This window comes from Streptomyces sp. NPDC088261 (genome assembly GCF_044740805.1).
Lineage (GTDB): Bacteria > Actinomycetota > Actinomycetes > Streptomycetales > Streptomycetaceae > Streptomyces.
Window position 1 is genome coordinate 116030 of sequence record NZ_JBIURL010000018.1, and the last position, 19709, is coordinate 135738.

Annotated in this window: 18 protein-coding genes; 1 reads left to right on the forward strand and 17 read right to left on the reverse strand. The window is 73.8% G+C overall.

Going from position 1 to position 19709, the window contains the following annotated elements:
* Positions 1–158: 158 nt before the first annotated feature.
* From der to aroH, 5 genes are all read right to left on the reverse strand, one after another.
* Positions 159–1619 carry a ribosome biogenesis GTPase Der gene (gene der / locus ACIODU_RS28450; RefSeq protein ID WP_356431880.1) on the reverse strand — a complete coding sequence of 487 codons (1461 nt, stop codon included), beginning with the start codon at positions 1617–1619 and terminating at the stop codon, positions 159–161.
* A 101-nt stretch (positions 1620–1720) separates the two neighbouring features.
* Positions 1721–2467 (reverse strand): lysophospholipid acyltransferase family protein, encoded by a 747-nt coding sequence (locus ACIODU_RS28455; RefSeq protein ID WP_401771018.1) that lies wholly within the window; start codon positions 2465–2467, stop codon positions 1721–1723.
* On the reverse strand, positions 2425–3150 hold the full coding sequence (cmk, locus tag ACIODU_RS28460; RefSeq protein WP_401771020.1) for a (d)CMP kinase: 726 nt from the start codon (positions 3148–3150) through the stop codon (positions 2425–2427). Before cmk ends, ACIODU_RS28455 begins: the two co-directional genes overlap by 43 nt.
* A 148-nt stretch (positions 3151–3298) precedes the next feature.
* Positions 3299–4384, reverse strand: coding sequence for a prephenate dehydrogenase (locus tag ACIODU_RS28465; RefSeq protein ID WP_401771023.1), 1086 nt, complete (start codon positions 4382–4384; stop codon positions 3299–3301).
* Positions 4381–4743: a chorismate mutase gene (aroH, locus tag ACIODU_RS28470; RefSeq protein ID WP_401771026.1), complete on the reverse strand. Its 363-nt coding sequence runs from the start codon at positions 4741–4743 to the stop codon at positions 4381–4383. The genes ACIODU_RS28465 and aroH overlap by 4 nt, the downstream gene beginning before the upstream one ends.
* 122 nt (positions 4744–4865) lie before the next feature.
* Between aroH and ACIODU_RS28475 the strand changes: the two genes are divergently transcribed.
* A complete protein-coding gene (locus ACIODU_RS28475) occupies positions 4866–5570 on the forward strand; it encodes a DNA polymerase beta superfamily protein (RefSeq protein ID WP_401771029.1) in 705 nt (234 codons plus the stop codon).
* Here the strand turns inward: ACIODU_RS28475 and ACIODU_RS28480 are convergent, their stop codons facing one another.
* From ACIODU_RS28480 to ACIODU_RS28535, 12 genes are all read right to left on the reverse strand, one after another.
* Complete coding sequence (locus tag ACIODU_RS28480) at positions 5571–6434, reverse strand: DNA polymerase beta superfamily protein (protein ID WP_401771032.1); 864 nt, start codon at positions 6432–6434, stop codon at positions 5571–5573. It abuts the gene before it with no gap.
* Between the two features lie 3 nt (positions 6435–6437).
* Complete coding sequence (locus ACIODU_RS28485) at positions 6438–7460, reverse strand: ADP-ribosylglycohydrolase family protein (RefSeq protein ID WP_401771035.1); 1023 nt, start codon at positions 7458–7460, stop codon at positions 6438–6440.
* The gene (locus ACIODU_RS28490; protein ID WP_401771036.1) at positions 7457–8353 is read right to left on the reverse strand and encodes an NUDIX hydrolase; all 897 of its coding nucleotides are present in this window, start codon (positions 8351–8353) and stop codon (positions 7457–7459) included. The genes ACIODU_RS28485 and ACIODU_RS28490 overlap by 4 nt, the downstream gene beginning before the upstream one ends.
* Positions 8350–9429, reverse strand: coding sequence for an AAA family ATPase (locus ACIODU_RS28495; protein WP_401771038.1), 1080 nt, complete (start codon positions 9427–9429; stop codon positions 8350–8352). Before ACIODU_RS28495 ends, ACIODU_RS28490 begins: the two co-directional genes overlap by 4 nt.
* Positions 9426–10082 carry a nicotinamide riboside transporter PnuC gene (gene pnuC, locus ACIODU_RS28500; RefSeq protein WP_161311059.1) on the reverse strand — a complete coding sequence of 219 codons (657 nt, stop codon included), beginning with the start codon at positions 10080–10082 and terminating at the stop codon, positions 9426–9428. The genes ACIODU_RS28495 and pnuC overlap by 4 nt, the downstream gene beginning before the upstream one ends.
* 114 nt (positions 10083–10196) lie before the next feature.
* Positions 10197–11543 (reverse strand): pseudouridine synthase, encoded by a 1347-nt coding sequence (locus ACIODU_RS28505; protein WP_401771041.1) that lies wholly within the window; start codon positions 11541–11543, stop codon positions 10197–10199.
* Positions 11543–12184: an SMC-Scp complex subunit ScpB gene (gene scpB / locus ACIODU_RS28510; protein WP_356431860.1), complete on the reverse strand. Its 642-nt coding sequence runs from the start codon at positions 12182–12184 to the stop codon at positions 11543–11545. Before scpB ends, ACIODU_RS28505 begins: the two co-directional genes overlap by 1 nt.
* Positions 12181–13128, reverse strand: coding sequence for a segregation and condensation protein A (locus ACIODU_RS28515; RefSeq protein ID WP_401771044.1), 948 nt, complete (start codon positions 13126–13128; stop codon positions 12181–12183). The genes scpB and ACIODU_RS28515 overlap by 4 nt, the downstream gene beginning before the upstream one ends.
* A 656-nt stretch (positions 13129–13784) precedes the next feature.
* Positions 13785–14408 carry a hypothetical protein gene (locus ACIODU_RS28520; RefSeq protein WP_401771047.1) on the reverse strand — a complete coding sequence of 208 codons (624 nt, stop codon included), beginning with the start codon at positions 14406–14408 and terminating at the stop codon, positions 13785–13787.
* A complete protein-coding gene (locus tag ACIODU_RS28525; protein WP_161309024.1) occupies positions 14393–15511 on the reverse strand; it encodes a ParA family protein in 1119 nt (372 codons plus the stop codon). The genes ACIODU_RS28520 and ACIODU_RS28525 overlap by 16 nt, the downstream gene beginning before the upstream one ends.
* Positions 15512–15892: 381 nt before the next feature.
* On the reverse strand, positions 15893–17008 hold the full coding sequence (gene ald, locus ACIODU_RS28530; RefSeq protein WP_401771087.1) for an alanine dehydrogenase: 1116 nt from the start codon (positions 17006–17008) through the stop codon (positions 15893–15895).
* Positions 17009–17106: 98 nt separating this feature from the next.
* Positions 17107–19230: a tetratricopeptide repeat protein gene (locus ACIODU_RS28535; RefSeq protein ID WP_401771090.1), complete on the reverse strand. Its 2124-nt coding sequence runs from the start codon at positions 19228–19230 to the stop codon at positions 17107–17109.
* Between the last annotated feature and the right edge of the window lie 479 nt (positions 19231–19709).

A 19709-nucleotide genomic window follows, 5' to 3' on the forward strand; every position in this document is an offset into this window, starting at 1 on the left:
CCCGCGGCCCCCCGCCGGGGGGACATCCCCCCCGGGCCCGCCGCACGCCACCCCCCCGGCCCCCACAAAACACCGCGCGCCGGGGGGGGGGGCCGGGGCCGCCCCCCCCCCCCCCCCCCCCACAGCTTCCGGCTTTCCCGTGCCGCTGTCCGGCCGGGCTACTTCTTGCGGCCGCGCTTCTCGCGCACCCGTACGGAGATGTGGATCGGCGTGCCCGCGAAGCCGAACTCCTCGCGCAGCCGGCGCTCCACGAAGCGGCGGTAGCCCGCCTCGATGAAGCCGGAGGCGAAGAGCACGAAGCGCGGCGGCTTCGATCCGGCCTGCGTCCCGAACAGGATCCGGGGCTGCTTGCCGCCGCGGACCGGGTGCGGGTGCCCGGCGACCAGCTCACCGAGGAACGCGTTCAGCCGTCCCGTCGGGACCCGGGTCTCCCAGCCCTCCAGCGCCGTCTCGATGGCGGGGACCAGCTTCTCCATGTGGCGGCCGGTGAGGGCCGACACGTTCACCCGGGGCGCCCACGCGACCTGCGCCAGCTCGGTCTCGATCTCCCGTTCGAGGTAGTAGCGGCGGTCCTCGTCCAGGGTGTCCCACTTGTTGTACGCGATGACGATCGCGCGGCCCGCCTCGACCGCCATCGTGACGATGCGCTGGTCCTGGACGCTGATGGACTCGGTCGTGTCGATCAGGATGACCGCGACCTCGGCCTTCTCCACGGCGGCCGCGGTGCGCAGGGACGCGTAGTAGTCGGCGCCCGCCTGGAGGTGGACCCGGCGGCGGATGCCGGCGGTGTCGATGAACTTCCAGACCGTGCCGCCCAGCTCGATCAGCTCGTCCACCGGGTCACGGGTGGTGCCCGCGATCTCGTTGACGACCACCCGGTCCTCCTTGGCGACCCGGTTCAGCAAGGACGACTTGCCGACATTCGGGCGGCCGATGAGGGCGATGCGGCGGGGGCCGCCGACGGTGAGGCCGAAGGTCTGGGCCGGCGCGTCCGGCAGCGCTTCGAGGACCGCGTCGAGCATGTCGCCCGTACCGCGGCCGTGCAGGGAGGAGACGGGGTGGGGCTCGCCCAGCCCGAGGGACCACAGGGCGGTCGCGTCGGCCTCGCCGCTGAGCCCGTCGACCTTGTTGGCGCAGAGCACGACGGGCTTGCCCGCCTTGCGCAGCAGCCGTACCACGGCCTCGTCGGTGTCGGTGGCGCCGACCGTGGAGTCCACCACGAAGACCACCGCGTCGGCGGCCTCGATGGCGTACTCCGCCTGGGCCGCGACGGAGGCGTCGATGCCGAGGACGTCCTGCTCCCAGCCGCCGGTGTCGACGATCTTGAACCGGCGGCCCGCCCACTCGGCCTCGTAGGTCACCCGGTCGCGGGTGACGCCCGGCTTGTCCTCGACGACCGCCTCGCGGCGGCCGATGATGCGGTTCACGAGGGTCGACTTGCCGACATTCGGGCGTCCGACGACCGCGAGGATCGGCAGGGGGCCGTGACCGGCCTCGTCGATCGCCCCCTCCACCTCCTCGGGGTCGAAGCCCTCGTGTGCGGCGATCTCCATGAACTCCGCGTACTCGGCGTCGCCAAGCTCTCCGTTCGCTTCCCCGGAGTCGATCTGGTCGTTCATGAAGTCCGTACCTCGTTCATCCATCGTGATCGGTGCGCCGCAGCATGCGGCGCACTACTGAAATACTCGCGCGCTTCAGACGTCGCGCGCTCCGACCGCTCCTACAGCGGTCCGGACGCCTGGCGTCCGGTCAGTCGCCTGGCGTCGGCCAGGTGGGCGGTCAGCCGCTCCTGGATCCGTACGGTGGCCTCGTCCAGCGCCTTGCGGGTCCGCCGGCCGCTGCCGTCCCCCGCCGCGAAGGCGTCGCCGAAGACGACGTCCACCCGGCTGCGGAGCGGGGGCAGTGCCCGTATCAACCGTCCCCGGCTCTCCGTGCTTCCCAGGACCGCGACCGGCACGATCGGCGCTCCCGACCGTACGGCGAAATAGGCGAGCCCGGCGCGCAGGGAGGCGAAATCGCCCTCACCGCGGGTGCCCTCGGGAAATATCCCCAGCACCCCGCCGTGGGCGAGCACGACCAGCGCGTCGGTGATCGCGGCCCGGTCGGCGACCGTACGGTCCACCTTGAGCTGCCCGATGGACCGCAGGAACGGGTCCAGCGGGCCGACGAACGCTTCCTTCTTGATGAGGAAGTGCACCGGCCGGGGCGCGGTGCCCATCAGCATCGGGCCGTCGACGTTGTGCGAGTGGTTGACGGCGAGGATCGCCGGGCCGCGCGCCGGGACCCGCCAGGCGCCCAGGACCCGGGGCTTCCACAGGCCGTACATCAGGACCGTGCCGATGCCCCTGCCCACGGCGGCGCCCGCTTCCGACGGGGCCCTGCCCGGCCGGTTCGCGGGACGCGCGCCCTGTGCGGGCGGGGCGCTCACCTGACGGCCCGCTTCTCCTCGACCAGGGTCACGACGCACTCGACGACCTGCTGGAGGGTCAGTTCCGTGGTGTCGACCTCGACCGCGTCGGCCGCCTTCGCGAGCGGGGACGTCTTCCGGCTGGAGTCGGCCGTGTCCCGCCTGATCAGCGCTTCCCTGGTGACGGAGACGTCGACCGCGTCCTTGCCCTTGAGCTCACCGCTGCGGCGGGCCGCGCGGGCCTCCGGGGAGGCGGTGAGGAAGATCTTGACGTCGGCGTCCGGCAGCACGGTCGTACCGATGTCACGGCCCTCGACCACGATGCCCTTCGCGGCCGCGGCGGCGATGGCGCGCTGGAGCGCGGTGACGACGGACCGTACCTCCGGGACCGCGCTGACCGCGCTCACCTTGGCGGTGACCTCCTGCGTACGGATCGGGCCCGAGGCGTCCTCGCCGTCGACGGTGATCGTCGGGGCGGCCGGGTCCGTACCGGACACGATCACGGGCTTGCCCGCGGCGTCCGCGACGGCGACGGCGTCCGCGACGTCGATGCCGTTGTTGATCATCCACCAGGTCATGGCCCGGTACTGCGCGCCGGTGTCCAGGTAGCTGAGCCCGAGGTGGGAGGCCACGGACTTGGAGGTGCTCGACTTGCCCGTGCCGGAGGGCCCGTCGATGGCGACGATCACAGCGGCCGGGGCGGTCCGGGCGACGGATGCTGCGGTTTCCACGGAGGCGGACACCTTCCTGGTTCACGGGTGGGAGCGGCGTGCGGGCACGCGGGACGTCGATACGCCCTCGTACAAGGTTACCGAGTACTCGGCACCACAAATGCACTCGTTCGGCGGCGGCACCCGCCGGACGGCGTCCGCCACCCGGCGGCGGCCCGGCCTACTGGCGGATCGACCAGCCGCGTTCCCGCAGCGCCTCGGTGAGCAGCGGGGCCGCCGAGGGCTCCACCATCAGCTGCACCCGGCCGGCCTGCTGGCCGGTCGCGTGCTCGATCCTGACGTCCTCCACGTTGACCCCGGCCCGCCCGGCGTCCGCGAAGATACGGGCCAGCTCGCCCGGCTTGTCGCTGATCAGGACCGCCACGACCTCGTAGGCCGCGGGGGCGGTGCCGTGCTTGCCCGGGACCCTGACCCGGCCCGCGTTGCCCCGGCGCAGGACGTCCTCCACGCCCGCCGCGCCCTCGCGGCGCTTGTCCTCGTCGGCGGACTGGAGGGACCGCAGCGCCCCGACGGTCTCGTCCAGGTCGGCGGCGATCCCGGCGAGCACGTCCGCGACGGGCCCCGGGTTGGCGCTGAGGATGTCGACCCACATCGCGGGGTCGGAGGCGGCGATCCGGGTCACGTCGCGGATGCCCTGGCCGCAGAGGCGTACGGCCGTCTCGTCGGCGTCCGCGAGGCGGGCGGCCACCATGGACGAGATCAGCTGGGGGGTGTGCGAGACGAGGGCGACCGCCCGGTCGTGAGCCTCGGCGTCCATGACCACCGGGACGGCGCGGCAGAGCGCCACCAGCTCCAGGGCCAGGTTGAGCACCTCGGTGTCGGTGTCCCGGGTCGGGGTCAGCACCCAGGGGCGGCCCTCGAACAGGTCGGCGGTCGCGGCCAGCGGGCCGGAGCGCTCCTTGCCCGCCATGGGGTGCGTGCCGAGATACGCGCTCAGGTCGAGCCCGAGCGCCTCCAGCTCGCGCCGGGGGCCGCCCTTGACGCTGGCCACGTCCAGGTAGCCGCGGGCGATCCCGCCGCGCATCGCTTCGGCGAGGGTGGCGGCCACGTGCGCGGGCGGTACGGCGACGAGCGCCAGGTCGACGGGTCCTTCGGGCGCCCGGTCGGTGCCGGCGCCGAGGGCGGCGGCCGTACGGGACCGGGTGGCGTCGTGGTCGGTGAGGTGGACGGTGACCCCGCGGGAGGCGAGGACGAGGGCCGCGGAGGTGCCGATCAGGCCGGTTCCGATGACGACGGCGGTTCTCACTGGGCGATGTCCTTGCGAAGGGCTGCCGCGGCGCCGAGGTAGACGTGCGCGATCCGGGAGCGGGGGAGGTCGGACTCGATGTGGGCCAGTATGCGGACGACGCGCGGCATGGCGCCGGCGACGTCCATTTCCTGGGCACAGAGGAGGGGCACGTCGACGATACCGAGTCCCCGGGCGGCGGCGGCCGGGAAGTCGCTGTGCAGGTCGGGGGTGGCGGTGAACCAGATGCTGATCAGGTCGTCGCGGGCGATCGCGTTGCGCTCCAGCATCGCCGTGAGGAGCTGCCTGACCTGGTCGTCCATGTGACCGGGCTCGTCCCGCTCCAGCTGGACGGCGCCCCGCACCGCTCGTACCGCCACGGCGTCCTCCTCGGTGGTCGCGTGCGGCTTCCAGGGTAGACCGGGCGGCGGAGGGCGGCCCGGGGCGGCCCTGGCCGGCCGCCTCTCGGGACGCGGCGACGGGTCCCGTACCCTTCTCGCGCATGACGCCCGACGCTCTCGTACGCGACCACACCGTCTACTCCTGTGTGATGGGATCGCGGGCGTTCGGCCTGGCGACGGAGGGCAGCGACACCGACGTCCGGGGGGTGTTCCTGGCGCCGACCGCGCTGTTCTGGGGCTTCGGGAAGCCGCCGACGCATGTCGAGGGCCCGGCCGACGAGCAGTTCTCCTGGGAGCTGGAGCGCTTCTGCGCGCTGGGGCTGCGCGCCAACCCGAACGTGCTGGAGTGCCTGCACTCCCCGCTGGTCGAGCGCCTGGACGACACCGGCCGCGAACTGCTCTCCCTGCGCGGGGCGTTCCTCTCCCGGCAGGCCCACACGACATTCGTCCAGTACGCGCTCGGCCAGCGCGGGAAGCTGGAGGCGGACCTCCGGCAGCACGGCGCCCCGCGCTGGAAGCACGCCATGCACCTGCTGCGGCTCCTCGCGCTCTGCGGGGACCTGCTGCGGACGGGGCGGCTGGTCATCGACGTCGGCGCGGACCGCGAACCGCTGCTCGCGGTCAAGCGGGGCGAGGTGCCCTGGCCGGAGGTCGAGCGCCGGATGAACCGCCTGGCGGCGGAGGCCGACGACGCGGCGGCGGCCTCCCCCCTTCCCCCGGAAGCCGACCACGCCCGGATCGAGGACTTCCTGATCCGCGTCCGCCACGCGTCAGCGCGGAGTTTCTCGTCGGCGCGGCGCTTCTAGTCAGCGCGGCGTTTCGATTCGGCGCGGCGTTTCGAGGCGCACCCGGACGACCAGGGCGCGCAGCGCGTCGCGGGCGGCGGCCCCGGGCAGCTCGGGTAGGGAGGTGCCCGCCCTGGCGTCCTCCAGGGCCGTACGGAGCGCCTCCAGGTCCTTCTCCAGCCGGTCCCGGTCCGGGACGCCGTCCGTGCCGTGCTCGGCCTCGGCCTTCGCGGCGATCAGGTCCGGCAGGTAGGCCGGCGCGGCCATCTCCCCGAGCAGCGTGGGCAGATGGGCCTCGATCCCGCCGCCGCGCATCAGGTGGATCCCGGTGAGCAGGGCGCGGAAGGTGTAGAGCAGGGGCTTCAACTCCCCCGTCCGCTCGAAGAGCCGCGCCTGCGTGGCCGCGAACCCCGCGTAGTGGTGGGCGTGATGGGCGGTCAGCAGGCCGGGGGCGAGCGAGGCCAGTTCGGCGTGGGCGTCGGTGGTGTGGACGACCAGGGGCGACAGGAGCTGTTCCAGGACGTAGCCGTTGCGGCGCAGCATCAGCCGGGCGAACTTGCGCAGGTCGTGGGTGACGAGGTCCATCTCCACCCCGTCCCTGTCCCCCATCCTGGTCCGGGTCTCGTCCGGTTCGTCCAGTCCTATGAGGGCTTCCACCGGCAGGACATGGGCGCCGCGCAGGTCGATGTCGGAGTCGCGGGAGGGGAATCCGTAGAGGTGCGCCCCCGACACCGTGGCGAACAGCAGGGGGTCGGTCTCCTCCGCGAGGACCGGACCCAGGTCGGTGACCGGCAGTCCGGCCTCGCGGAGGCGGGATGCGGACGGGGTGCGCCGCGGGGATTCGTCGGGCGGGGTCGCGTGGCGCGTGGCGGTGTGCTCGTGCATGGGTCAAGCGTCCCAGAGCGCCCCCAGGGAGAGCAGGTCGCTGCGGTACTCGATGCGTTCGGCCCATTCCTTGGGCCAGGCGCCCGCGCCGAGATGGGCGCCCGCGAAGGCCCCTGTCAGGCAGGCGATCGAGTCGGAGTCGCCGCGCGTGCAGGCGGCTCTGCGGACCGCGGTGACCGGGTCATCCGGGAAGAGCAGGAAGCAGAGGAGCGCGGTGGCGAGGGCCTCCTCGGCCACCCAGCCGTCCCCGGTGGCCAGGCAGGGATCGGTCTCCGGGGAGGGGGCGCGCAGGGCGTCCTGGACCCGTTCCAGGGCCGCCAGGCACTCGTCCCAGCCACGCCGCGCGAACTCCTCGGGGCCGGAGTCCTGGGAGTACGTCCACAGGTCGCCGAGCCACGGGTGGCGGTAGCGGTCGCGGTTCTCGTACGCGTACGAGCGCAGCTGGCCGACCAGTCCCGTCGGCTCGCCGCCCCGCGCCATCAGGTACACCGCCCGCGCCGTGAGGTCGGAGGCGGCGAGCGCGGTGGGGTGGCCGTGGGTGAGGGCCGCCTGCAACTGGGCGGCCCCCGACCGCTGTTCGTCGCTGAGGAAGGGGACGAGGCCGACGGGAGCGACCCGCATGTTCGCCCCGCAGCCCTTCGAGCCGGTCTGGCTCGCCGCCTGCCAGGGCCGGTCGCTGTCGAGGAGCATGCACGCCGTCATGCACGTCCGTCCGGGGGCGCGGTTGTTGTCCGGCGAGTGGTACCAGGCGACGAACTCCTCGCGCACCGGCCGCACCAGGCGCAGCGGGCCGAGGACGCCCCGGTCCGTCGCGGTGCGTATGCCCCGGGCGAGCGCGAGGGTCATCTGGGTGTCGTCGGTGACGATCGCCGGCCTCGGCAGGTCCATCTCGCGCCAGGGGCCGCACTTGGCGAGGATGGACGGCACGTCGTTGAACTCGGTCGGGAAACCGAGGGCGTCGCCGATGGCGAGCCCGGTCAGCGATCCCGTGGCGGCTTGTTTGGTGAGGGTCCTGGTGGAGATCACGTGGTCCGTCCTTCCGGTCGCAGGAGGGGTGGATGCAGGGTCGTGGCGGCGCCCGCGCGGTAGAGCGCGGCGGGTTTCCCCCGGCCGCCGGTGCGGCGCGGGGGCCCCTCGACCGCCTGGACGAAGCCCGGGGTGGCGAGGACCTTGCGCCGGAAGTTGGGGCCGTCCAGTTCGACGCCCCAGACGGTCTCGTACACCTGGCGCAGCTCCGCGAGCGTGAACTCCGGGGGGCAGAACGCCGTGGCGAGACAGCTGTATTCGAGCTTGGCGCCGATCCGGTCGTAGGCGTCGGCGAGGATGGCGCCGTGGTCGAAGGCGAGGGTGACGAGGGCGTCGGGGGCCGGGGGCGGGGTCGTGGCCGGGGCCGGGGCCGGGGTCCGGGCCGGGGAGGACGGTGGCCGGGCGGGGGACGGTCCGGTGCCGCGCGCGGGGCCCGACCGCAGGACCCGTGACAGGTCCGTCCACCGCGCGAACGCCGCGTCGCCGCCGCCGCGCGGCTCGGGCAGGTCGGGGACGAGCGCCGCGTACGCCACGGACACGACCCGCATCCTCGGGTCGCGGTCGGGGTCGCTGTAGGTCCGCAGCTGCTCCAGGTGGAGCGCGCCCGCGGTGTGCTCCGACAGGCCCGTCTCCTCGGCGAGTTCACGGCGGGCGGCCTGTCCGGCGGACTCCCGGGGCAGGACGAAGCCGCCGGGCAGCGCCCAGGCGCCCAGGTACGGCTCCAGGCCGCGCTCCACGAGCAGGACGTGGAGCCGGTTGTGGCGGACGGTGAAGACGGCGAGGTCGACGGTGACCGCGAACGGCGTGAAGGCGGAGGGGTCGTACCCGTCGGGGACGCGGGGGGCCCGCGGACTCCCCCGCCCGTCCTCCGGCTCCCGCCCCCGCGGGTTCACCGTCGCTCCGGCAGCGGCGGCGCGAAGTGCCACCCCCGGTCGAGCAGGGCGTCCACCGCCGCGACCGCCGTGTCGAGCCGCTTCTCGTGCGGGCCGGTCAGTTCCACGAACTCCCGTCCGGTACGGGTCAGTTCGGCGCGGAACCGGTCGGTCATCCAGGGCCGCAGCTCCTCGCCGTCCCGCAGCCCGTCGTCCTCGAACGGCACGTCCTCGTGTCCGGTGAGCAGCCACAGGTGACGGCGCGTCCGGCCGGCGATCTCCTCGACGAGCGGGTTGCGCCCGCCCACGTACCGCTCGTGCCAGACGGTGGTGGCGAACGCGTCCGTGTCGCAGATCAGCACCGGAGACCCGGCCCGCGCCGCGCTCTCCTCGGCCTCGTCCTGCCGCCGGGCGATCAACGGGAAGTCGTCCGTGGCGAGTTCGACGTCCTCCCACCGCGCCCGGGGCTCCCGCGCCCGCAGCGCCGCGAGCTTGTGCTCGCTGAACTCCCGCCCGTACTCGGGTACGTACCCCGTCCGCGCCCACACCCCGCCCCGCGCGCGGTAGTGCGCGGCGAGGGCGCGGGCCAGCGTCGTGGTGCCGGTGGACTCGGCCCCGAGGACCACGACCCGGCGGGCGAGCGCGGCCCGGACGGGCGGCTCCAGGAAGTCCCAGCAGGCGGCCGGATCCTCGCGCACGGCCGTACCGGAGACGGGGAAGACCGTACGGCCGGGGTCGACGCACACGGACGCGGCGCCGAACCGCCGCCCCAGCTCCTCCCCGTACGCCTCGGAGGTGAAGACCACGTCCACGCGCCCGGGCACCGCGTCCCGGAAGACGGCCATGTGCGCGTCCCAGACCGCCGGGTCGTTCACGTCCATCGGGGTGTCGTCCAGGGCGCCCACCACCCGTACGTCCGGGTGGACTTCACGCATCCACGCGACCCGGTCGGCGAGGGGGACCGACTCCACGGAGGCGGCGCAGACGAGCACGGTGAGGTCGGCGCAGCGGTCGCGCGCGGTCCGTACGAGATGGTGGTGGCCGGCGTGCGGCGGATAGAACTTGCCGAGCACCAGGCCGTGTCCGTACCCGCTCATCCGGCGCTCACCACCAGGGGGCGGTCCGGCGAACGGGCCGTGTCCCGGGACCAGTTGCGCAGTCCGGCCAGGCACAGGGCGAGGAAGCCGACGTAGAGCAGCGAGGTCAGGTAGAGGTCCTTGTGGGCGTAGAGCGGGATGTAGACGACGTCCGCGGCGATCCAGAGCCACCAGGACTCCAGCAGCTTGCGGCACTGCCCGTAGGTCGCCATCAGCGAGAGGGACGTGGTGAGCGCGTCCCAGAAGGGCACGGTCGAGTCGGTGGCGCGGCCGAGCAGGAACGTCAGGCCGAGTGTCCCCACCACCCCCGCCGCGCAGAGCACGCCCCATTCGGTGCGGGTCGTACGCCGCACCGCGGGCGCGGGTGAGTCCGGGCCACCCCCGTGGGTCCAGATCCACCAGCCGTACACGGCGAGGGTGATGAAGACGGCCTGCAACGCCATGTCGGCGTACAGGCCCGCCTGGAGGAACAGCACGACGAAGAACAGGTTGTTGGCGATGCCGACCGGCCAGTTGGCCACGTGCTGACGGGCGACGAGCCACACGCAGAGCGCGCCGCTGCCGAAACCGAGCACCTCGGTCCAGCTGACCGGGGTGTCCAGCACGGTCACCAGGGGCCGCTGCAAGGGATCGAGGATGTCCGCGAGACTCACGCCCGCCTCCTTAATGGTCATGTTGACTATAAAGGCGAACGGCCTTGCCCCACAAGGGAAAAAGCCCGCGGCCTGAACGGCCGCGGGCTTTTTCCTGTCGTACGACGGGGCTGTCTACAGCCCGACTTCCTTCATCAGCATGCCGACCTCCGTGTTGGTGAGGCGGCGCAGCCAGCCGGACTTCTGGTCGCCCAGCGGGATCGGGCCGAAGGACGTCCGGACGAGCCGGTCGACCGGGAAGCCGGCCTCGGCGAGCATGCGGCGGACGATGTGCTTGCGGCCCTCGTGGAGGGTGACCTCGACCAGGTAGTTCTTGCCGGTGTTCTCGACGACCCGGAAGTGGTCGGCCTTCGCGTAGCCGTCCTCCAGCAGGATGCCGTCCTTGAGCCGCTTGCCCAGGTCGCGCGGGAGCGGGCCCTGGATGGCCGCGAGGTAGATCTTCTTCACGCCGTACCGGGGGTGGGTGAGGCGGTGGGCCAGCTCACCGTGGTTGGTGAGCAGGATGATGCCCTCGGTCTCCGTGTCGAGCCGGCCGACGTGGAACAGGCGCGTCTCGCGGTTGGTGACGTAGTCGCCGAGGGACTGGCGGCCGTCCGGGTCCTCCATCGTGGAGACCACGCCGGCGGGCTTGTTCAGCGCGAAGAAGAGGTGCGACTGGGTGGCGACGGTCAGCCCGTCGACCTTGATCTCGTCGCGGTCCACGTCCACACGCTTGCCCTGTTCGAGGACGATCTCGCCGTTGACCTCGACGCGGGACTGCTCGATCAGCTCCTCGCAGGCGCGGCGCGAGCCCATGCCGGCGCGGGCGAGGACCTTCTGGAGGCGCTCGCCCTCCTGCTCGGCGCCCGGGTTGGTGCGGGGCGTCCTGATCTCGGGCTTGTCCGCGTACCGGTCGCGGTTGCGCTGCTCGATCTTCGCGTCCAGCTCACGGGGGCGGGCCTGGCCGCCGGGGCCCCTGCGGGCGCGCGGAGGGGTCTGGGAGGGCTTGGGGCCGCCCTTGGCTCCGCCGCGAGCCGCCGCGCCCCTGGCGCCGCGCGGGGCGCCCGTGGCACCGGCGCCGCCGGTGGCTCCGGAGCGGCCGACGTCGTACCGGCGCTCCTCGGGGCGGGGGCGGGAGAGGCGCTTCTGCTCCTCGTCGCGGCCGGCGCCGGGGGCGCGGTCGTCCCTGGGGCGGTCGTCCCTCGCGCGGTCGTCGCGGCCCCGGTCGTCCCGGCCGCCGCCGCTCCAGCCGCTTCCGCTGGTACGGGGGGTGCTGCCGCCGCGGTTGCCGTCCCGGCCGACGCCGCCGCCGCGGGCGCCGCCCGGGCTCCGGCCGCCGCCTGTGCTCCGGCCGCCGCCCGCGCCGCCGCGGCCGCCCGCGCCGCCGCTCCTGGCGCCGCCGCCGTTCCGGTTCGCGCCGCTCCCGCTCCCACTCCCGCTGTTCCGGTTGCCGCTTCCGCTGTTGCTGTTACCGCTTCGCATCAAATTTCCGTCTTGTCGTCTGCGTGAGTTTCCGGGGCGTACGGTGCGTCCGGATCGAACGACGGGACACCTTCAAGGGTCTCGGCCTCGATCGCGTCCGCCTCGGGGAGGAAGGGCGCGAGCTCCGGAAGCTCGTCCAGGCCGCGCAGGCCCATCCGCTCCAAAAAGTAGTTCGTCGTCCTGTACAGGATCGCACCTGTTTCGGGTTCCGCGCCCGCCTCCTCGACGAGCCCGCGCTGGAGGAGGGTCCGCATGACCCCGTCACAGTTCACTCCCCGTACGGCCGAGACCCTCGATCTGCTCACCGGCTGGCGGTACGCGACCACCGCGAGGGTCTCCAGGGCGGCCTGCGTGAGCCGGGCGTGCTGGCCGTCCAGGACGAAGCCCTCGACGGCCTCCGCGTACTCGGGGCGCGAGTAGAAACGCCAGCCGCCGGCGACCGTCCGCAGCTCGAAGCCGCGCCGCTGGACCGTGTACTCGTCGGCCAGTTCGCGCAGGGCGTCGGCGACGGCCCTGCGCGGGCGGTCGAGGATCTTGGCGAGGTGCGTCTCGGAGACGGGTTCGTCCACGACCATGAGGACCGCCTCCAGGGCGGGCTTGAGGCCGAGCTCCGCGACCGTGCTCCGCTGCCGCTCGCTCATGACCGCTCCTCGTCGCTCGCGTGTTCCTGGTCGAATTCGTCGGTCACGGCGGGCGCCGCGTCCTGGTCGCCGCCGGTCCAGCGCACCATGAGGGTCCCGAGGGCCTCCTCCTGGTCCAGCGCGACGGCCCGCTCCCGGTAGAGCTCCAGCAGGGCGAGGAAGCGGGCGACGACGGTGAGGGTGTCGGCGGCGTCCTCGGTGAGGGCCTGGAAGCTGACCTCGCCCCGCTCTCTGAGAAGCGCGACGACGTGCCCCGCCTGCTCCCGTACGGAGACCAGGGGCGCGTGGATGTGGTCGACGTACACCTGCGGGCGCGGTCTGGGCTGCATGGCCTTGACCGCGAGCCGCGCGAACCCCTCGGGGCCGATGCTGATGACGACCTCGGGGAGCAGCTCGGCGTGGTGGGGTTCCAGTCCGACGGTACGGGGGTAGCGGCGGCTCTCCTCGTCGAGGCGGGCGTTGAAGATCTCGGCGATGCGCTTGTACGCGCGGTACTGGAGGAGCCGCGCGAAGAGCAGGTCCCGCGCTTCGAGCAGCGCGAGGTCGGCCTCGTCCTCCACCTGCGCGGCGGGCAGCAGCCGGGCGGCCTTGAGATCGAGCAGCGTCGCGGCGACGACGAGGAATTCGGTGGTCTGGTCGAGGTCCCAGTCGGGCCCCATGGCCCGGATGTGCACCATGAACTCGTCGGTGACCTTGGAGAGCGCGACCTCGGTGACGTCCATCTTGTGCTTGGAGATCAACTGGAGCAGCAGGTCGAACGGCCCCTCGAAGTTGACGAGCCGCACGGTGAACCGCGCATCGGCGTCCGCCGCGCCGGGGTCTGTGGCCTCCACCACATCCCCGCCGCCGCCCGACGACGGCGCCACGCCGGGCACCGTCCCGCCTTCGGGGCCGACGCCCCCGGGCCCCGCCTCCACGGCGGGCTCCGCCGCCGACGCGGCCACGGTCCCGGCTCGCGCCGGACCGGACGATGGGGGCGCGGCCTCGGCCCCGCCGGGAACGGCCTGCCTGCCGGCCGTGGGCCGCACCACGGCGGTCGAAGCCCCGGCCCCCCGGTCGACGGCGTCGGGACCCGACCGGGGAGCGGACTCCCCCACCGACGCGGGGGCCGGCGCGGCCTGCGCGGGAACGGGCGGTGGCGGCGGGACGGGGTCCGCTCCCGGGCGGATGGCATCCGGCTCCGGCTCCGGGACGGGCGCCTCCGGCGATGCGGGTGGCGTCTCGGTGCGCGCGGGACCGGACGGTGCGGGGACGGGGGCGGGTCCGGTGAGAGCGGTCCGCGTCGCGGGCGGTGGGGGCGCCGTCCTCGCAATCGGGGGCACGGCGGACGCCGGCGGCTCGGGGGGTGCCCGGCGGGGCGAGGGGGTGGGTGCCGGCTCGTCGCGCGCGGGGCCCGGCAGCGGCCGGGTGGGCTTGTCGGCCGGAGGGGTGGGGGGCCGCTCGGTGCTCGGTGACGGGGGTTCTTCCGCGGGCGTTCCCGGAGGGTTCGCTCCCGGGCCGCGGCCCAGCGCTCGGCGCGGGGGGCGGGTGGTGTCGGGAGGCGGGGGCATCGGGGTCCTGGGTGCGAGGGCGGAGGTGGCGCGGCCCCGGCAGGCTATCCTCAGCGCCCGCGCAGGCGCCGTACGAGGATGCTCGCGTCGCCCCGCGATTCGAGGTCCGCCAGGACCACCGCGACCGCCTCGCGGACGATCCGCCCGCGGTCCACGGCGAGCCCGTGCTCGCCGCGCAGCACCAGGCGCGCGTGCTCCAGGTCCATCAGTTCCTCGGCGGAGACGTAGACCGTGATCTTCTCGTCGTGCCGTTCGCGCCCGCTGGGACGGCGGTTCGCGCCCCGCCCCCTGCGCCGCTGCTGACCGCCCTGCGCCTCCTGGGGCCGCCGGTTCTTCACCGGTCCCGACTGGTCCGTGTCGGCCCCGCCCGTACGGCCGCGGGACGACTCCGCCGAGTCGCGCCCGGTGGCCGCGTGCTCCTCCGCCGCCGGGGAGGCCGGGGAGCCCGCGCCGGGCGGCGTCCCGTCCGCCGGGTCGCCCTCCCCCGGCGAACCCGCCGAACCCGCCGCACCGGCGGAACCCGCCGGCCCCGCCGGATTCGGCACCCGCGCCTCGCCGTTGGCGTTCGCGTTGCGCCGCCGCTCCCGCTCCGCGGGCGACGACGACTGGAGCGCCGTGCCCCCGGTCGTACGGAACAGCTCGTCGGCCCCGGGCAGACTCACTCGGCGTGACACCGGGCGAGCACCTCCCTGGCGAGCTGGCGATACGCGGCCGCACCCACGGAGTTCGAGGCGTACGTGGTGATCGGTTCACCGGCGACCGTGGTCTCCGGGAAGCGCACGGTCCGCCCGATCACCGTGTGGTAGACGTGCTCGTCGAAGGCCTCGACGACCCGCGCCAGGACCTCGCGGCTGTGCACCGTACGGGAGTCGTACATCGTGGCGAGGATCCCGTCGAGCTCCAGGTCGGGGTTGAGCCGCTCCTGGACCTTCTCGATGGTCTCCGTCAGCAGCGCCACCCCGCGCAGCGCGAAGAACTCGCACTCCAGCGGCACGATCACCTTGTGCGCGGCGGTCAGCGCGTTCACGGTCAGCAGACCGAGCGACGGCTGGCAGTCGATCACGATGTAGTCGTAGTCGGGCAGCAGCGGCTTGAGGGCCCGCTGGAGCGTCGACTCGCGCGCCACCTCGCTCACCAGCTGCACTTCCGCCGCGGAGAGGTCGATGTTGCTCGGCAGCAGGTCCATGTTGGGGACCGCCGTCTTCAGGAGGACCTCGTCGGCCGCCATGCCCCGCTCCATGAGCAGGTTGTAGACGGTGAGGTCGAGCTCCATCGGATTCACGCCGAGGCCGACCGACAGGGCACCCTGCGGGTCGAAGTCGACGAGCAGGACGCGCCGGCCGTACTCCGCGAGCGCGGCACCCAGGTTGATGGTCGACGTGGTCTTGCCCACGCCGCCCTTCTGGTTGCACATCGCGATGATCGTCGCGGGGCCGTGGTCCGTCAGCGGGCCTGGGATCGGGAAGTACGGCAGGGGACGCCCGGTGGGGCCGATCCGCTCGCGGCGCTGGCGGGCAGCGTCGGGTGCGAGGGTGGCCGCGTACTCGGGGTCGGGCTCGTACTCGGCGTCGGGGTCGTAGAAGTGCCCCTCGGGCACTTCGTTGTAGTCGGCGAATGGGCTGGACTCTCGCCCGCCCTCGTTGCCGGCCATGGCGTTCACGTGGTGGCCGTCCATCATCTGGTGGGCTGTCGTGTGCTGGTGGGTGGCGAAGGTGCGGACAGCGACGGAGCCGACAGCCTCCAGCCCGGACGACGGGCTCCCGCCCCTCGCAGGCATCCCTGGCTGACCACCCCCGGGAGTAAATGTCGACTCATTCACAAGTCGTCTTACCTCCTTGGACGTGACCAGGAAACTTATCGATAGGTCAGCGTGGCACCATGCCGACGATGGGCGACTCTATGGCGTGTCACCGGTCCGCAGCAACACAATCCGCCGGACCCGGCCCGATGTGTCGGTGACCGAACACCTCTCTGTCAAGGGCGCACAGGCCTCTCACCACAGCAGGTGCCACACGTTTCACGGGTGCGCGAATCGGTTGAAGAGTTACGTTTCCCGCGAGTTGACCCCGCGTTCGAGCCCGCCCGGGCACGCGGCCGGCCGGACCTCGGGGGGCAAGATCCGGCCGGTGTCGTGATGTTGACGAATCGCGTTGACGAGTCAGCCGAGAACCGCGCTCAATTCGGCGTGATTCAGCCCATGCGCCTCCGCGACCTCGCGGTAAACCACCTGACCGCCGTGGGTGTTGAGCCCCTTCGCGAGCGCAGGATCGCGCCGCAGCGCCTCCGCCCAGCCCCGGTCGGCCAGTTCCACGACGTACGGGAGCGTGGCGTTGGTCAGCGCGAAGGTCGACGTGTGCGGCACCGCGCCGGGCATGTTGGCGACGCAGTAGAAGACCGAGTCGTGGACGCGGAAGGTCGGGTCCGCGTGGGTCGTCGGGTGCGAGTCCTCGAAGCAGCCGCCCTGATCGATTGCAATGTCGACAAGTACACTTCCGGGCTTCATCCGGGCGACGAGCGCGTTGGTGACCAGTTTCGGCGCCTTGGCGCCGGGGATCAGCACGGCCCCCACGACGAGGTCCGCGTCGACGACCGCGCGCTCCAGTTCGTACGTGTTGGACACGATGGTCTGGACCTTGGTGCCGAAGATCCGGTCCGCCTCGCGGAGCTTGTTGATGTCCCGGTCGAGGAGGGTGACGTGGAAGCCCATGCCGACGGCGATCTGGGTGGCGTTCCAGCCGGAGACGCCGCCGCCGATCACCACGGCGCGGCCCGGGGCCGTACCGGGCACGCCGCCCGGCAGGACACCGCGCCCGCCCGCCGAGCGCATCAGGTGGTACGCGCCGACCTGCGGCGCCAACCGGCCCGCGACCTCGGACATCGGGGCGAGGAGCGGGAGGGCGCGGTTCGCGGTCTCGACCGTCTCGTACGCGATGGCGGTGATGCCGGAGTCCAGGAGGGCGTCGGTGCAGGAGCGGGACGCGGCGAGGTGCAGGTAGGTGAAGAGCGTCTGGTCCTTGCGCAGCCGGTGGTACTCCTCGGCGATCGGCTCCTTGACCTTCAGCACCAGGTCGGCGGCGGCCCAGACCTCGTCGGCCGTGTCCAGGATCCGGGCGCCGGCGGCGGTGAACTCACCGTCCGTGAGGGACGATCCGGCGCCGGCCTCCCGCTCGACGACGACCTGGTGGCCGTGGCGTACCAGTTCGTGGACACCGGCGGGGGTGATGGCCACGCGGAACTCGTTGTTCTTGACCTCGCGGGGGATACCGACCAGCACGTCGATCACGGTCCTTGGCTCAGGGGAGGGTACGCCGCGAGTGGGTGCGGCGAAACCAGTCTAATGAAGGACTTCCCCCTGTCTAGCCTTGCAAAGCATTATTCCTGCGCGGAGGTGCTGCGGATTTCGTAGGCAGAACCGTCTTCCTCCGTTCCAAGGAGCCGGTCGGCGACGGCCCGGTGCAGGCGGGCGGCGGTCGGGTCGCCCACCCGGTCGAGGGTGTCGGCCAGCCTGATCCGCAGCGCCGCCTCCAGCCGTACGTCCCCGGCCTGCCGCGCCCAGCCGACCGCCTCCTCGCTGGTGCGCAGCGAGTCGTAGGGGTGGCCCGCGTGCTCCTCCACCCGGGCGGCCTCGCCCAACGCCCGCGCCTGGCCGGTGAGATCGCCCAGGCGGCGGTGGCCGGCGGCGGCGGCGCGCCAGTCGCGCAGCGCCTCGACGTACCGGCCCGCGTAGGCGTGGACCGCGCCGAGGCGGCCGTACAGCCGCGCCTCGTCGGCCCGCTCGCCCCGGCCGATCCGCTGGGCGAGCGCCCTGCCGTACCAGTCGGCGGCCCGCTGCCAGTCCTCCAGGTCCTGGTGGGCGCCGCCGACGGATTCCATCGCGCGGCCGGTGGCGTAGTGGTCGTTCGCGGCCCGTCCGGCGTCGAGGGCGGCCCGGTAGCGGGCCAGCGCGTCGTGCGTACGGCCCGTCCTGGCGTCGAGGTCGCCGATGTTGAGCAGGGCGGCGGCCTGCTCCCGGTGCAGGCCGCGCCGCCGCGCGATGTCGAGGACGAGGTGGTGCAGGCCGTACAGCTCGGGGGCGGCGGCCTCCGTGCCCCGGTGCGCGGCGAGCGCTCTGACCAGCGCGGCGACCAGCCGGCGGGCCAGGGTGTCCAGTTCGCCGTCGGCGACGGCGAGGCGGGCGGAGGCGATCAGCGCGGGGAGCCGGGTGCGCAGCCAGTCGTCGGCGGCGGCGGCGTCCGGGAAGCGCAGGGCGCGGGGAAGTTCGGAGAGCTTCCTGCGGGCCGCGGAGCCCTCCGGCTCGGTGACGGCGCGGCAGGACTGGAGCAGCCGTACGGTCCGCTCCAGCATCCGGGCCCGGGCGAGCCGGAGTTCGCCGGGCCGGTCCTGGCCGAGGAGGCCGCGCAGCAGCGGGACGAGGCAGGCGGGCACCTCGTACAGCTCCCCCGCCGGGTCGCCGGCGTGCCGCAGCATGCCCACGGCCACGAAGCCGTCCAGGGTCGTCCGGGCGTCCGTGACCGAGCAGCCGGCCAGCGCGGAGGTGGTGTGCGCGTCGGTGAGGCCGGTGGGGGCGAGGGCGAGCAGGCGCAGTATGCGGGCGGTGGAGGGGGCGAGGGTCGCGTACACCAGCCCGAAGACGCGGGCGAGCGGGCGGTCGCCCACGGGCCTGCCGGGGTCGTCGGGCAGGGCGCGCAGCTGGGCGGCCACGTCGGCGACGGACGCGGTGGGGCGGGCGGCGAGCCAGCCGCCGGCCAGGACGAGCGCGGCGGGCTGGCCGCCGCACTCCTCCACAAGGGCCTCGGCGGCCTGCGGGTCGACGGTGATCCGTACGGCTCCGGTGTACCGGGCCAGCAGGTCGACGGCGGCCTTCACGTCCATCCCGCCGAGGGTGCAGGGCCGGACGTCGGGGATGCCGGTGAGCGGGCCCTGCGCGACGGCGACGACGAGGCAGTCCGGGTTGTCGGGGACGAGGGGGTCGACCTGCCCGGCGTCGGCGGCGTCGTCGAGGAGCAGCAGCACGCGCCGGACGGCCAGGGCCTCGCGGACCATCTCGGACAGCTGGTCCTCGCCCGCGCCGGGCGGCCCGGTGATCCCGAACGCGGCCAGGATCTCGCGGGCGGTGGCCTCGGTGGGGACCGCGTCACCGCCGGTCTCGGTGAGCCGGGCCCGTACGACCCCGTCGGGGTAGCGGTCCGCGAGCCGGCGGGCGATCTCGTGGGCGAGGGCGGTACGTCCCGACCCGGGGCGCCCGGCGACGAGGAGGACGCGGGCGCGGGGTTCCTTGCGGCCGGAGATGGTGTTGAGCCCTGCGCGCTCGATGTCCTCGTGCAGCGCCTTGATCTCCCGGACGCGCCCGAAGAACGCGGCCTGCCCGTCCCCGGAGCCCGGGGCCCCGGGCGCGGCGTCGAGCCCGGAATCGACGAGGTGGTCGCCGGGGTCGCCGGACGCGGGAGAGAGCCCGCCCTCCCCACCACCGGGCGCGTCGGGCGACCTGTAGACCATCCCGCCAACCCCCCGCCCGGCGACGGCGGCCGACTGCGCGTGCCCTGCGGGCGGCGAGCCACCGGCCTGCACGACGCCGGACAGGTCCCCGTCCCGGGTACGGAAGCCCTCCTCACCGCCGCCGGAGCCACTGCCGACCTCCGGCGTCACCGTCCCCCGCCCCCCGCCACCCGCACCCGAAGGCGCGCCCTCCGGCGACAACCCGCGCGCGGAAGCGGCCCCAGGGCGGCCCCTCTCAAGCCCGTCCGACGCTTGAGAACGCCCCTCGGCCGCCAGGCCGGGCACCCCACCCGAAACGTCCGCCCCCGCCGCCGACCCACGCGCGGAAGCCACCCCACGACGAGCAACATCAAGCCCGTCCGACGCTTGAGGACGACCCCCCGCCGCAGGACCGGCCGCTCCACCCGCAGGCGCAGCCTCCGGCGACAACCCGCGCACGGAAACCGCCCCAGGGCGGCCAGTCTCAAGCCCGTCCGGCG

Coding starts and splice junctions, on each gene's coding strand:
- ACIODU_RS28535 (WP_401771090.1), bottom strand. CDS start 19,230: ATGGTCTACAGGTCGCCCGACGCGCCCGGTGGTGGGGAGGGCGGGCTC.
- ACIODU_RS28525 (WP_161309024.1), bottom strand. CDS start 15,511: ATGCCTGCGAGGGGCGGGAGCCCGTCGTCCGGGCTGGAGGCTGTCGGC.
- ACIODU_RS28495 (WP_401771038.1), bottom strand. CDS start 9,429: ATGAGCGGGTACGGACACGGCCTGGTGCTCGGCAAGTTCTATCCGCCG.
- ACIODU_RS28475 (WP_401771029.1), top strand. CDS start 4,866: ATGACGCCCGACGCTCTCGTACGCGACCACACCGTCTACTCCTGTGTG.
- der (WP_356431880.1), bottom strand. CDS start 1,619: ATGAACGACCAGATCGACTCCGGGGAAGCGAACGGAGAGCTTGGCGAC.
- ACIODU_RS28505 (WP_401771041.1), bottom strand. CDS start 11,543: ATGCGAAGCGGTAACAGCAACAGCGGAAGCGGCAACCGGAACAGCGGG.
- ACIODU_RS28480 (WP_401771032.1), bottom strand. CDS start 6,434: ATGCACGAGCACACCGCCACGCGCCACGCGACCCCGCCCGACGAATCC.
- scpB (WP_356431860.1), bottom strand. CDS start 12,184: ATGAGCGAGCGGCAGCGGAGCACGGTCGCGGAGCTCGGCCTCAAGCCC.